The sequence below is a fragment of the Vulcaniibacterium thermophilum genome (assembly GCF_007923255.1).
Lineage (GTDB): Bacteria > Pseudomonadota > Gammaproteobacteria > Xanthomonadales > Xanthomonadaceae > Lysobacter_F > Lysobacter_F thermophilum.
This window is the reverse complement of sequence record NZ_VOHJ01000010.1, coordinates 49,557-61,754: the sequence shown is the minus strand read 5'-3', so window position 1 is coordinate 61,754 and position 12,198 is coordinate 49,557. Positions and strand designations below refer to the sequence as shown.

The window sequence follows — 12,198 nt, the reverse complement described above, 5'->3', positions numbered from 1 at the left end:
CGGCACCCGCTTGCGCCCATGGGAGCGTCGGGACGAGCCCTACTGTTCCGCGTCGGCGGGAAATTTGCCGTGCTCGCGCTCGATGCGTTCGAGCTCGTGCTCGAGTTGACGCTTGGTTTCCTCGATGAAGCGAGCGGTGTCGTCAGCGACCGCCTCTGGACCTGCGGACATCACGATCTTGCACTCTTTGTCGCCGGTTGCGCGCTTGCACGCGCTCCGCGCCTTGCGCTCCGCGTTGATCAGCACGTTTTTCTGAGGCGTCCACTCGGCGAACAGGCGGCCATCGGCGCTGCGCGCGATCGCGGCGTAACCGCCCTGGTAAGCGAACGTCCAGCAGCCAGGCGCTCCGCAGCGCTCGGTCGCCTCGGCGACAGCCACGCTCCGGCGCCGGCGCTCGAAGCTTCGGCCCGAGGCGCCGGTCGCCGGATCGTACGAGAGCGCCGAGAAGCCCCAGTAGACCGGCGCTGCGGTACTGCTGCCTCCCAGCACGACCGCGCAATCGCGACCGCCGCTGAAGGTGCATTGACGCAGCGCGTCCTCGGCGCTCTTCAAACTCACGCCGTACGCGCTGTCGTCGTCCGCCATCGCAACCCACACGAAGTCGGTGTAGAACGACTGGCCGACGCAGTGGCGTCCACACTGTGCGATTGCCGCGTCCAGCGCCTCGTCGGCGCTCGCGTGGTTCCAGGCGGCGCTGTAAACCCGCGTCCGCACGTCGAACGCGATGGCGCCGGCGACCCAGGCGCACTGCGTCTGGTAGATCGCATGGGGAGCCAGGCCGTTCCCGCCCGGCGACATGCCGACCATGACGTCCTGACACACCTGGGCCGCATCGGCGCGTGACGCCCAGAACCAGGACAGCGAGAGGAAACCGAGCAGCAGTATCCAGTGTCGCGACATCTTGAACCTCCTTGTCCGATGGCGGCGTAAGCCTATTGCGCCCCCTCCCGCAGGCAATGGGTGCGTGGCAAGCCGCCTTCGCGCCCGAAGGCGTCAGCGCCGACACTGCGGCGCTGACCCGCGGCGCACCTCAGCCCAGCAGATGGGCGACGCCGGCGCGCTCTTCTTCCAGCTCGGCGAGCGTCTTGTTCATGCGCTCGCGGCTGAAGTCGTCGATCGGCAGGTCGCGCACGATGCTGTACTCGCCGTTCTGCGTCGTCACCGGGAAGCCGTACATCACGCCTTCCGGGATGCCGTAGCTGCCGTCGGACGGAATGCCCATCGTCACCCACTTGCCGTTCGAGCCCAGCAGCCAGTCGCGCACGTGGTCGATCGCGGCATTGGCCGCCGAAGCCGCGGACGACAGGCCGCGCGCCTCGATGATGGCAGCGCCGCGCTTGCCGACGGTCGGGATGAACACGTTGGCGTTCCACTCGGCGTCGTTGATCCGGTCCTTCAACGACTCGCCGTTGACGGTGGCGAAGCGGTAGTCCGGATACATCGTCGGGCTGTGGTTGCCCCACACGATCAGCTTCTCGATGTCGCCGACGGCCACGCCGGCCTTGGACGCGAGCTGGCTGAGCGCGCGGTTGTGGTCCAGACGCAGCATTGCGGTGAAGTTCTTTGCCGGCAGATCCGGCGCCGACTTCATGGCGATGTAGGCGTTGGTGTTGGCCGGGTTGCCGACCACCAGCACCTTGACGTCGCGCGAGGCGACCTCGTTCAGCGCGCGGCCCTGCTCGATGAAGATCTTGGCGTTCTCCAGCAGCAGGTCCTTGCGCTCCATGCCCGGGCCGCGCGGCTTGGCGCCGACCAGCAGGGCGACGTCGGCGTCCTTGAACGCCACGCGCGGATCGTCGGTGCCGACCATGCCGGCGAGCAGCGGGAATGCGCAGTCCTCCAGCTCCATCATCACGCCGCGCAGCGCGGCCTGCGCCTTCTCCAGCGGCAGCTCCAGCATCTGCAGGATGACGGGCTGGTCCTTGCCGAGCATCTCGCCCGAAGCGATGCGGAACAGCAGCGAGTAGCCGATCTGGCCGGCAGCACCGGTCACGGCGACGCGGATGGGCTTTTTCATGCGGGGAAACTCCGGGATTCGGGATTGGGATTTTCGGGATTCGAAACGGCAACGGGCTCGGGCGGACCGGGATCCGGCGTCCGCCGGATCCCGATCACGGATCCCGAATCACTGCAACTCGGCGAAGAATTCCTGGATGCGCTGCAGCCCCGGTGCGAGCTGCGCCGTCGGGCAGGTGTAGCTGATGCGCATCGCGCGCGGTTCGCCGAACGCGGAGCCGGGCACGCAGGCCACGCCCTTGGCTTCCAGCAGCGCGTTGCAGAAATCGACGTCGTTGGCGAGCGCAAGGCCGGTCGGCGCGTGGGTTTTGCCGTACGCGACGCTGATGTCCGGGAACACGTAGAACGCGCCCTGCGGACGCGGGCAGCGGATGCCCGGGATCTGCGCCAGCGCCGCCATCACCTGGTCGCGCTTGGCCTGGAACTCGGCGCACTTCTGCATCGGCACGTCCTGCGGGCCGGTCAGCGCGGCGATCGCGGCGGCGGTGGTGATTTCCGGAATGTTGGTGATGTGGTTCGAGTTCATCGTCACCACCGCCTGCGCCACCTCCTCCGGACCGGCCATGAAGCCGACGCGCCAGCCGGGCATGCCGTAGGTCTTCGACAGCGAGTCGATGAAGATCACCCGATCGCGCAGTTCGGACCGCGCCTGCACGAAGTTGTGGTAGCCGACGCCGTCGAACACCATGCGGTTGTAGATGTCGTCGGTGATCACCCAGGTGTCCGGGTGCCTGACCAGCACGTCGGCGAGCGCGGCGATCTCCTCGCGCGTGTACACCATGCCGGTGGGATTCGACGGGTTGTTGAACAGGAACACCTTCGGCTTCGATGCCAGCGCGGCATCGAGCTGCGCCGGCGTGAGCTTGTAGTCCTGCTCCGGCGGGCACGGCAGCAGCTCGATCTTCGCGTTGACGATCTCGGCGATGTCGAGATAGCTGGTCCAATACGGGGTCGGGAACGCGATCGTGTCGCCTTCGTCGAGCAGCGCCTCGGCGAGGTTGTAGATCACGTGCTTGGCGCCGATGCCGGTGGCGACGTTGACCCGCCCGTAGCCGGTCAGCCCCAGCTTGCCGATGTGCTCGAGGAAGGCGTCCAGCAGCAGGTCGGCGCCGCGGTTGCTGCCGTACTGGCCGCTGTCGCGGGCGAGCGCCTCGCGCGCGGCGGCGTACACGTGCTCGCCGGGCAGGAAGTTGGGAACGCCGATCGAGAAGCTGATGATGTCGCGGCCTTCGGCCTTCAGACGCTTCGCCTTCTCGGCGACCTGCATGATGGCGCTGGGCCTGGCGCGACCGATGCGCCGTGCGAGCTGGGGCATGGCAGTTCTAACCCGTGGGGGAGACCCGTTATTGTAACGGGCGAGAGACCGCGGGCGGCGTGGCGGGAGTTCCGCCTGCGGAACGCAGACCAGATGGAGCGAGGGGGTGCCCATGAACGTCCGCGGTCGTGCCGCCGGCTTGCTTGCCGGCATCGTGCTGAGCCTGGCTTTGGCGTCCACCGCACACGCGCTGACGCGACCCAAGGTGGCCCGGGACTCGAACGGCCAGTCCGTCCGGCTCGACGGCAGCCTGGTCCTCGTCGAACCGGACATCGAACTGTCGCTGGTCACCGCCGGCGGGCTGCATGAGCCCCGCAAGGACTGGTCGGAGACCGCACGCCGCCTGCTGCCCGCCGCACTCCGCCGCGAGCTGGCGGGGCGGTCGCTCCAGCTGCAGCCGGATTTCGACATTCCGGACGACCTCGATCCGGCCTCCACGCTCGGTCAGATCGTGCGCCTGAACGAGGCGGTCGCCCTCAGCATCACCCAGTACTCGCAACCGGGCAGCCAGTTGGCGACCAAGCGCGATCCGCGCGGACGCGCCCGTATGGACTGGAGTCTCGGCCCGGGCGTAGCGACGCTGCGCGAGGCCACGGGCGCGGACTACGCGATGTTCGTTTACGTCCGCGACAGTTACGCCAGCGGCGGCCGCACGGCGCTGCGTGTGTTCGGCCTGCTGTTGGGGGCAGCGATGGGCGGCGTGCTCGACATCGGTGGCGGCCTCCAAGTCGGCGTGGCGACGATCGTCGACCTGCGCAGCGGCCAGGTGGTCTGGTACAACCTGATCGCCAACCAGTCGGGCGACCTGCGCGACGAAGACGGCGCGCGCAAGACCGTGCGGCAGGTACTGCAGAAGCTGCCGCTATGAAGCGCCTGCTCGCCGTCCTTTGGATCGCGCTCGCCAGCGCGGGTCCGGTGTGCGCGCAGGCGCTCGAGCCCCTGCGCCCTGGCGAACGGCCTACCCCGGGTTCGACCGAAGCCGAGCTCTGGTACGGCATGGACCAGGCTGAGAAGCGCATCCGCCAGTCGCCCCTGATCGTGCGCGATCCCGCGCTCAATGCTTACGTGCGCACCGTGCTATGCAGGGTGACTGGCGAATACTGCAAGGACCTGCGGCTCTACATCGTCGATATTCCGGTGTTCAATGCGTCGATGGCGCCCAACGGCGTCACCCTCGTATTCACCGGCGCGTTGCTGCGGATGCGCGACGAAGCAGAACTCGCCCTCGTGCTCGGCCACGAGTTCGCCCACTACCGCGCCCGCCATTCGCTGGAGGGCTGGAACTCGGCCAAGCGCACCTCCGCCTTCCTGGCAACGTTCGGGTTGGTAACGCTCGGCATTGGCGCGCCGCTTGCGGGCGACCTCGCCGCGCTGGCGGGCGTCGGCGGTCTGTTCAAGCAGTCGCGCGACAACGAACGTGAGGCGGACCGGCTCGGCTTGCTGGCAGCCGTCGCCGCCGGCTACGACCCGCAGGCAGGCGTTCGCCTATGGGAGCGCCTGCGACGCGAGGAGCGCGCCGACCGCACCCACAAGGATCGCGCCGTCTTCGCCAGCCATCCGCAGACCGAGGAGCGTGTCGCCGACATCCGGACGGCGGCCGCGCAGCATCCGGGCGACGGGATGCGCAACATCGATGCGTATCGCGGCGCCATTCGCCCCTTCCTGCCACACTGGCTGCAAGGCGAGCTCTCGCGGCGCACTTACGACACCACCGTACAGGCGCTCACCGAACTGCGGCAAGACGCGCCGCCGGAGTCCGCGGCGCTCTGCACCTTCCATCTCGCGGAGGCCCTCCGCCGCCGCAACAAAGGCGACGACGCGCAAAAGGCGGCCGCGCTCTATGCCGAAGCGGTCGCTCTGCCCGGGCCGCCACCGGAGGCTTGGCGCGAACATGGCCTGCAACTCCGGCACCACGGCCGACACGCCGAGGCGGCGCGGGCCCTGCGCCGCTACCTCGACGCGGCTCCGCATGCCGACGACGCCGCGCTCATGCGGCATTACCTGACGCAACTGGAGAGCGCCCCATGAGCATCTTCCGTCTGTTGATCGTCCTGGGCCTGCTGGTGCTGGGCGGTTGCGCATCCGGCCCCGGCGGTCGTCTGCAGAAGGCCGGTACCGTCGCCGTGTTCGACATGAGCCTGCACACCTCGCTGGACTGGGCACGCATCAAGGGACACCGCAGCGAGCTGTGGACGATCGACGGCACGCCGTTGAACCGCCTGCTGATCTACTCGAAGGTCAGACCCGGCGAGCACGTGTTCCAGCTCGCCCGTGAGCGGCGCTCGCGGCCGGACGGCCCGTGGTACCGCGCCGGCATGCGGCTGGACGAACTGCAGGCGCTGGTGGTCGACGGGCTGACCGATCAGGGCTGGGTCGGCGTGGATGCCGGCAATCTGCGGCCGCATCGGTTCGGCGACGTCGAGGGCCTGCGTTTCGACCTCGATCTCGCCAATCCGGACGGCCTCATCTATCGCGGCACCGCAGCGGTCGCGGAGCGCGAAGGCCGGCTGACCGTGCTGGTGTGGCTGGCACCGCGCGAGTACTACCATGCTCGCGACGTCGCCGCGGTCGACGCGATGCTCGACAGCCTGCGCTTCACGGGCCGCTGATCGAACGCAGAAAGGCGCCCGCAGGCGCCTTTCGTCGGGGCGATCGCACGCCCGCTCAGGCGTCCAGCGCGCGGTTCCATTCCGCCACACGGTCGGCCCTGGCGGCCAGCACGGGGGCGGCGTCGCCCTCGATGCGGATGCTGCGGATGTGGTCGCCCTGCTGCACCTTGTCGACCACCTCCTGTCCTTCGATCACCTTGCCGAACACGGTGTGCTTGCCGTCCAGCCACGGACAGGCGACGTGGGTGATGAAGAACTGGCTGCCGTTGGTGTTGGGGCCGGCGTTGGCCATCGACAGCACGCCGCGCTCGTGCTTCAGGCCGTTGCGGGTTTCGTCCTCGAACTTGTAACCGGGACCGCCGGTGCCGGTGCCGCGCGGGCAGCCGCCCTGGATCATGAAATCGGGAATGACGCGATGGAACGTGAGGCCGTCGTAGAACCCGCGCTGCGCCAGGTTGACGAAGTTGGCGACGGTGAGCGGCGCCTGCTCGGCCGCGAGCTCGACGCGGATCGCGCCGCGGTCGGTGTCGAAATGAGCGATGAGGGACATGGTAGAGCTCCTGATGTTCAGCGATGCGCGCGGTGACGAAGGACGAGGATGATCGCGGACAGCGCGCCTGCGACCATCATCGCGCCGCCCAGCCCCAGCAACCCCAGCCTGTATGGCGCCAGCGCGGTGGAGGGCGCGTAGTGGGCATGCAGCCCGAGCGCCAGCAGCAGCACGCCGACACCGTCCAGCGCGATCAGCCACAGCGGGGGTTTCCAGGGTCGAGCGGCGCTCATGAGGCTCCCCTCCCATGCCTCCGGAAGCGGCAGGATAACCCGCCTGAACGCCGCGGCGCCGGCCCGGCCGTCCGAACGGCTATAATCGCCGGCTTCCCTCGCCAGCTCCGGCGCCTTGCGGCGCCCGTTTCCATGTCCATCGAACGCCTGCGCAACATCGCCATCGTCGCCCACGTCGACCATGGCAAGACCACCCTCGTCGACCAGTTGCTCAAGCAGTCGGGCACGTTGAGCGAGCGCGCCGTGGTGCCCGAACGGGTGATGGACAGCAACGATCTCGAGAAGGAACGCGGCATCACCATTCTCTCGAAGAACACCGCGATCCGCTGGACCGACCCGCAGGGCGAGACGTGGCGCATCAACATCGTCGACACCCCCGGCCACGCCGACTTCGGCGGCGAGGTCGAGCGCGTGCTGTCGATGGTCGACTCGGTGCTGATCCTGGTCGACGCGATGGACGGCCCGATGCCGCAGACGCGCTTCGTCACCCAGAAGGCGTTCGCGATGGGCTTCAAGCCGATCGTGGTGATCAACAAGGTGGACCGTCCCGGCGCACGGCCGAGCTGGGTGCTGGACCAGACGTTCGACCTGTTCGACCGCCTCGGCGCCACCGACGAGCAGCTCGACTTCCCGGTGGTGTACGCCTCCGGCCTGCAGGGCTACGCCGGCCTGACCGAGGACGTGCGCGGCGGCGACATGACGCCGTTGTTCGAGGCGATCGTGAAGCACGTCCCCGCCCCGCCGGTCGATCCGGACGGCCCGTTCCAGATGCGGATCAGCTCGCTCGACTACAACAGCTATGTCGGCATCATCGGCGTCGGCCGCATCCAGCGCGGCAGGATCCGCACCAACATGCCGGTGACGGTGATCGACCGCGACGGCAAGCCGCGCAGCGGCAAGGTGCTGCAGGTGCTCGGCTTCATGGGCCTGGAGCGCATCGAGGTGCCGGAGGCGCAGGCCGGCGACATCATCGCCATCAGCGGCGTGGAGGGCCTCGGCATTTCCGAGACCGTGTGCGACCCGAGCGCGCCGGAGGCGCTGCCGGTGCTCACCGTCGACGAGCCGACCATCTCGATGACCTTCCAGGTCAACGACTCGCCGTTCGCCGGCCACAAGGAGCGCAGCGGCGGCAAGTTCCTCACCAGCCGGCAGTTGCGCGACCGCCTGCTGCGCGAGACGCAGCACAATGTCGCGCTGAAGGTCGAGGACACCGCCGATGCCGACAAGTTCAAGGTCTCCGGCCGCGGCGAGCTGCACCTGTCGATCCTGATCGAGACGATGCGCCGCGAGGGCTACGAGCTGGCGGTCTCGCGCCCGGAAGTGATCGTGCGCGAGATCGACGGCGTGGCGCAGGAGCCGTACGAGCAACTGGTCGTCGACCTCGAGGAGCAGTACCAGGGCGGCGTGATGTCGCGCCTGGGCGAGCGCAAGGCGATCCTGCGCAACATGGAGCCGGACGGCAAAGGGCGCGTGCGCATGGAGTTCATCATCCCGGCGCGCGGCCTGATCGGCTTCCAGACCGAGTTCCGCACGCTCACCGCCGGCACCGGCCTGCTGTTCCACGTGTTCGACCACTACGGCCCGAAGGCCGAGGGCGCGATCGGCCAGCGCCAGAACGGCGTGCTGATCTCCAACGACACCGGCACCTCGACCGCGTACGCGCAGTTCGCGCTGCAGGAGCGCGGCCGGCTGTTCATCGAGCCGGGCGAGGAGATCTACGAAGGCCAGATCATCGGCATCCACAGCAAGGACAACGATCTCACCGTCAACGCCCTGCGCGCCAAGCAGCTCACCAACTTCCGCGCCGCCGGCAAGGACGACAACCTGATGCTGACACCGCCGCTGAAGTTCTCGCTGGAGCAGGCGCTGGAGTTCATCGACGACGACGAGCTGGTCGAGGTCACGCCGAAGTCGATCCGCCTGCGCAAGAAGCTGCGCGCCGAGGTGGACCGCAAGCGCGCCTCGCGCGCGGCGTAACAGGCGCCCTCTCGCGGCGCCCTGGCGGGAGCGCAACCGCCCTCTCTCCCACCCCCTGGCGGAGAGATTTGGGTGAGAGGGCCAACGAAGCCGATCGCATGGCGCTCGCACTGCGATGTAACTCCACCGCCGCGTGATTCCCTCTCCCCCACCACGTGGGGGAGAGGTTGGGGTGAGGGGGTCAACGAAGCCGCCGATCGCAAAGCGCTCGTGCTGCGTCGGAACCCTGCCCGTTTCCGCCCCATCGAGCGCCCAGGGCGGCCTTCAGCCCATCCGCTCCGCGGTGTCGGTGACCGTCTCGTCCTCGGCCCGCGGCGAGCTCGGCAGATCGGCGGTCGTCGGCAGCCGCCAGCGGCGTTCGGGACGTTCGGTCTGCGCCACGCTGGCGCGCAGCCGCGGCAGCGCCTCGGGATGCTCGCGCTGCAGGAAGTCGATCATCCGCTCGCGCACCGCGCAGCGCAGATCGAACGCATCGCCCGAGTTGCGCGCGCTGACCAGCAGGCGTACCTGCATCGTGTGCTTGTCGGTGTCGGTGATCTGGGCGATGCACACGCGGCCGTCCCAGCGCGCATCGCTCTCGCAGATGCGTTGCAGTTGCGCGCGCAGCGGCTCCATCGGCGTGCGGTAGTCCAGCCACAGGAACACCTCGCCGAGCAGGCACGCGGTGCGTCTGGTCCAGTTCTGGAACGGGTTCTCGATGAACCAGCTCAGCGGCACGATCATCCGCCGCTCGTCCCAGATGCGGACCACCACGTAGGACGAAGTGATCTCCTCGATCCGCCCCCACTGGCCGTCGACGATCACGACGTCGTCGAGCCGGATCGGCTGGGTGAGCGCGATCTGCAGACCGGCGATCAGGTTTCCGAACACCGGGCGCGCCGCGATGCCCGCGACCAGACCGGCCAGGCCCGCCGAGGCCAGCAGGGTGGCCCCGACCTGGCGCACGGCCGGAAACGTCATCAACGCCGCCGCCGCGCCCACCACGACGATGCCGCCCATCACCACGCGCGCGAGCACGCGCGTCTGGGTCTGCACGCGGCGCGCGGCGAGGTTGTCCTCCACGTCGACGGGATGCTTCAGCAGCACCCACCGCTGTGCGGCATTCACCAGCCGCACCGCCAGCCAGGTCAGCGCGGCGATCAGCCCGATCCAGATCGCATGCTGGAGCGCGGCCAGTCCGCGCGGCGCGAGCGGCACGAAGCGCAGCGCCATGCCGAGGAACACCAGCGGCAGCGCGAACGCCGCCGGAATGCTGATCGCGCGCACCAGCAGGGCGCGCAGGGTCTTGCCGCCGCGCACGCGGCGCGCGATCGCCAGCAGCAGATGCCGCGCAAGCAGGCCGAGCAGGAGCGCCAGTCCCAGCGGAATCGCGAAGCGGGCGATCTGGTCCCAGTCGGGTGCGAAGATGTCCATCGCCGCCGCATTGTCCAGCCGCAGCGCGAACGTCGCGCCAAGGCGCGTGAGGCGCGCTCGCCCGCGCGCATGCGGCGCGCGCGAAAGCGCCGCGTCGGCGGCGAGCCGCGGCATGCCGGCGAAGCGGACCCCACCGATGAGCCCTGACCGCCCCCCACCGGGCCGGCTGCGCGCCGGCCTCAGCCCGCCCCGTGCTTGCGCACGATCAGCATCGCCACTTCCAGCGCCTGCTCGTAGTTCAGGCGCGGATCGACGGTCGAGCAGTACGCGCGTTCCAGATCGGTCTCGGTCAACTCGCGCGCACCGCCGAGGCACTCGGTGACGTCCTCGCCGGTGAGCTCCAGATGCACGCCGCCCAGGCGCGTACCGGCCGCCGCGTGCAGTTCGAACGCCAGCTCCAGTTCGCGGCCGATGTTGGCGAAGCGGCGCGTCTTGTAACCGTTGCGCGTGGTTTCGGTATTGCCGTGCATGGGATCGCACACCCACAGCACGCGTCGGCCGTCGCGGCGTACCGCATCCAGCAGCGGCGGCAGCCGCTCGGCGATGTGCGCCGCGCCCATGCGGTGGATCAGCGTCAGTCGGCCCGGCTCGTCCTCGGGATTGAGCACGTCGATCAGCCGCAGCAGCGCATCCGGCGCCACCGAGGGCCCGACCTTCACCGCGACCGGATTGCGGATGCCGCGGAAGTACTCCACGTGCGCGCCGTCCACGTCGGCCGTGCGCATGCCGATCCACGGGAAATGGGTGCTGAGGTTGAACCAGCCCCAGTGGCGCGGCACCTGCCGGGTGAGCGCTTCCTCGTACGGCAGCAGCAGGGCCTCGTGCGAGGTGTAGAAGTCGACCCGGTTGAGGTTGTGGATCTCCTCGCCCGAGAGCGTTTCCATGAAGCGCACGGCATCGCCGATGGCTTCCACCATCCGCCGGTACTCGTCCGCCAGCGGCGAATGGCCGACCCAGCTCAGATTCCAGTATTCCGGGTGATGCAGGTCGGCGAAGCCGCCGTCGATCAGCGCGCGCACGAAGTTCATCGTCATCGCCGAACGCGCATGCGCCTTCACCATCCGCCGCGGATCGGGCGTGCGCGCCTCCGCGGTGAACGCGGGCGCGTTGACCATGTCGCCGCGGTAGCTCGGCAGGGTGAGGCCGTCGATGGTCTCGCTGTCGGCCGAACGCGGCTTGGCGTACTGCCCGGCGAACCGCCCCACCCGCACGACCGGCTTGCGCATGCCGTGCACCAGCACCAGGCTCATCTGCAGCAGCACCTTCAGCCGGTTGCTGATGACTTCCGAGGTGCAGGCGTCGAAGCTCTCGGCGCAGTCGCCGCCCTGCAGCAGGAAGCGGCGGCCCTCCTGCGCCTCGGCGAGCTGCTGTTTGAGCGCGAGGATTTCCCATGACGTCACCAGCGGCGGCAGCGCGCGCAGCTCGCGCAGCACGCCTTCCAGCGCGCCGGCATCGGGATACTGCGGCAACTGGCGCGCCGGCCGCGCACGCCAGGAGTCCGGCGCCCAGGCGTCGGGCAGGCGGACGGGGTGCAGGCGACGGTCGATGGGACTCATGGGCACTCGGCGGTCAGCGACGGAAGGCGGCATACCCGGCCCACAGCGCGAGTGCGACGAAACTGATCAGCACCCACGCCGGCATCGACAGGCCGAGCAGCGTCCAGTCGATGTTCGCGCATTCGCCGCTGCCGCGCAGCACCTTCGACACCAGCTCCGCGAGCGGCAGCGTTTCACGCATGAACTCGAACGGCGGCCCGCATGCCGGCACCTGATCGGGCGGCAGGTTCTGCAGCCAGACGTGGCGCCCGGCGACGGCGATCCCCGCCCCCGCCGCCAGCAGCGCGAGCACGCCCCACGCCGCGCGCCCGCCGCGACCGCGCGGGCCATGCAGCGCGCCCAGCAGGAACACGACGCCGAGCGCGATCACGGCCACGCGCTGGAAGATGCACAGCGGGCACGGCTCGAAACCCTGCACGTGCTGCGCGTACAGCGCATAGCCCATCAGCCCGGCGCAGGCGAGGAACCCGAGCAGGAACTGGGTGCGGAACGAAGCGCGGAAGGGATTGGCAGGCATCGCGGACACGGA

The 12,198-nt window shown here is 69.2% G+C and carries 12 protein-coding genes; 4 read left to right on the top strand and 8 right to left on the bottom strand.

What is annotated here, in order from left to right:
- Positions 1-39: 39 nt before the first annotated feature.
- From FQY64_RS06135 to FQY64_RS06125, 3 genes are all read right to left on the bottom strand, one after another.
- Positions 40-900 carry a DUF4189 domain-containing protein gene (locus FQY64_RS06135; protein ID WP_146472958.1) on the bottom strand — a complete coding sequence of 287 codons (861 nt, stop codon included), beginning with the start codon at positions 898-900 and terminating at the stop codon, positions 40-42.
- 130 nt (positions 901-1,030) lie between these two features.
- Positions 1,031-2,017, bottom strand: coding sequence for a malate dehydrogenase (locus tag FQY64_RS06130; RefSeq protein WP_146472956.1), 987 nt, complete (start codon positions 2,015-2,017; stop codon positions 1,031-1,033).
- A 108-nt stretch (positions 2,018-2,125) separates the two neighbouring features.
- Complete coding sequence (locus FQY64_RS06125) at positions 2,126-3,331, bottom strand: aminotransferase class I/II-fold pyridoxal phosphate-dependent enzyme (protein ID WP_146472954.1); 1,206 nt, start codon at positions 3,329-3,331, stop codon at positions 2,126-2,128.
- Positions 3,332-3,443: 112 nt separating this feature from the next.
- On the opposite strand from FQY64_RS06125, the gene FQY64_RS06120 reads away from it, so the two are divergent.
- The 3 genes from FQY64_RS06120 to FQY64_RS06110 are packed head-to-tail and all read left to right on the top strand — an operon-like array spanning position 3,444 to position 5,940.
- Positions 3,444-4,199 carry a hypothetical protein gene (locus FQY64_RS06120; RefSeq protein WP_146472952.1) on the top strand — a complete coding sequence of 252 codons (756 nt, stop codon included), beginning with the start codon at positions 3,444-3,446 and terminating at the stop codon, positions 4,197-4,199.
- Positions 4,196-5,359: a M48 family metallopeptidase gene (locus FQY64_RS06115; RefSeq protein WP_146472950.1), complete on the top strand. Its 1,164-nt coding sequence runs from the start codon at positions 4,196-4,198 to the stop codon at positions 5,357-5,359. The genes FQY64_RS06120 and FQY64_RS06115 overlap by 4 nt, the downstream gene beginning before the upstream one ends.
- Positions 5,356-5,940: a hypothetical protein gene (locus FQY64_RS06110; RefSeq protein ID WP_146472948.1), complete on the top strand. Its 585-nt coding sequence runs from the start codon at positions 5,356-5,358 to the stop codon at positions 5,938-5,940. The genes FQY64_RS06115 and FQY64_RS06110 overlap by 4 nt, the downstream gene beginning before the upstream one ends.
- Before the next feature lie 55 nt (positions 5,941-5,995).
- On the opposite strand, the gene FQY64_RS06105 is transcribed toward FQY64_RS06110, so the two are convergent.
- Together FQY64_RS06105 and FQY64_RS06100 are read right to left on the bottom strand one after the other, a co-directional pair.
- Positions 5,996-6,490, bottom strand: coding sequence for a peptidylprolyl isomerase (locus FQY64_RS06105; protein ID WP_146472946.1), 495 nt, complete (start codon positions 6,488-6,490; stop codon positions 5,996-5,998).
- Between the two features lie 17 nt (positions 6,491-6,507).
- Positions 6,508-6,723, bottom strand: coding sequence for a hypothetical protein (locus FQY64_RS06100; protein ID WP_146472944.1), 216 nt, complete (start codon positions 6,721-6,723; stop codon positions 6,508-6,510).
- A 132-nt stretch (positions 6,724-6,855) separates the two neighbouring features.
- Between FQY64_RS06100 and typA the strand changes: the two genes are divergently transcribed.
- Positions 6,856-8,700 carry a translational GTPase TypA gene (gene typA, locus FQY64_RS06095; RefSeq protein ID WP_146472942.1) on the top strand — a complete coding sequence of 615 codons (1,845 nt, stop codon included), beginning with the start codon at positions 6,856-6,858 and terminating at the stop codon, positions 8,698-8,700.
- A gap of 264 nt (positions 8,701-8,964) precedes the next feature.
- On the opposite strand, the gene FQY64_RS06090 is transcribed toward typA, so the two are convergent.
- From FQY64_RS06090 to FQY64_RS06080, 3 genes are all read right to left on the bottom strand, one after another.
- Positions 8,965-10,113, bottom strand: a complete 1,149-nt coding sequence (locus FQY64_RS06090) for a mechanosensitive ion channel family protein (RefSeq protein ID WP_146473002.1) — start codon at positions 10,111-10,113, stop codon at positions 8,965-8,967.
- 179 nt (positions 10,114-10,292) lie between these two features.
- Positions 10,293-11,669, bottom strand: a complete 1,377-nt coding sequence (locus FQY64_RS06085; protein ID WP_146472940.1) for a class II 3-deoxy-7-phosphoheptulonate synthase — start codon at positions 11,667-11,669, stop codon at positions 10,293-10,295.
- Between the two features lie 13 nt (positions 11,670-11,682).
- Positions 11,683-12,186 carry a disulfide bond formation protein B gene (locus tag FQY64_RS06080; protein ID WP_146472938.1) on the bottom strand — a complete coding sequence of 168 codons (504 nt, stop codon included), beginning with the start codon at positions 12,184-12,186 and terminating at the stop codon, positions 11,683-11,685.
- Between the last annotated feature and the right edge of the window lie 12 nt (positions 12,187-12,198).

What these genes read in the sequence shown, in the direction of transcription:
- FQY64_RS06135 (WP_146472958.1), bottom strand. Translation starts at nt 900, where the DNA reads ATGTCGCGACACTGGATACTGCTGCTCGGTTTCCTCTCGCTGTCCTGG.
- FQY64_RS06130 (WP_146472956.1), bottom strand. Translation starts at nt 2,017, where the DNA reads ATGAAAAAGCCCATCCGCGTCGCCGTGACCGGTGCTGCCGGCCAGATC.
- FQY64_RS06125 (WP_146472954.1), bottom strand. Translation starts at nt 3,331, where the DNA reads ATGCCCCAGCTCGCACGGCGCATCGGTCGCGCCAGGCCCAGCGCCATC.
- FQY64_RS06120 (WP_146472952.1), top strand. Translation starts at nt 3,444, where the DNA reads ATGAACGTCCGCGGTCGTGCCGCCGGCTTGCTTGCCGGCATCGTGCTG.
- FQY64_RS06115 (WP_146472950.1), top strand. Translation starts at nt 4,196, where the DNA reads ATGAAGCGCCTGCTCGCCGTCCTTTGGATCGCGCTCGCCAGCGCGGGT.
- FQY64_RS06110 (WP_146472948.1), top strand. Translation starts at nt 5,356, where the DNA reads ATGAGCATCTTCCGTCTGTTGATCGTCCTGGGCCTGCTGGTGCTGGGC.
- FQY64_RS06105 (WP_146472946.1), bottom strand. Translation starts at nt 6,490, where the DNA reads ATGTCCCTCATCGCTCATTTCGACACCGACCGCGGCGCGATCCGCGTC.
- FQY64_RS06100 (WP_146472944.1), bottom strand. Translation starts at nt 6,723, where the DNA reads ATGAGCGCCGCTCGACCCTGGAAACCCCCGCTGTGGCTGATCGCGCTG.
- typA (WP_146472942.1), top strand. Translation starts at nt 6,856, where the DNA reads ATGTCCATCGAACGCCTGCGCAACATCGCCATCGTCGCCCACGTCGAC.
- FQY64_RS06090 (WP_146473002.1), bottom strand. Translation starts at nt 10,113, where the DNA reads ATGGACATCTTCGCACCCGACTGGGACCAGATCGCCCGCTTCGCGATT.
- FQY64_RS06085 (WP_146472940.1), bottom strand. Translation starts at nt 11,669, where the DNA reads ATGAGTCCCATCGACCGTCGCCTGCACCCCGTCCGCCTGCCCGACGCC.
- FQY64_RS06080 (WP_146472938.1), bottom strand. Translation starts at nt 12,186, where the DNA reads ATGCCTGCCAATCCCTTCCGCGCTTCGTTCCGCACCCAGTTCCTGCTC.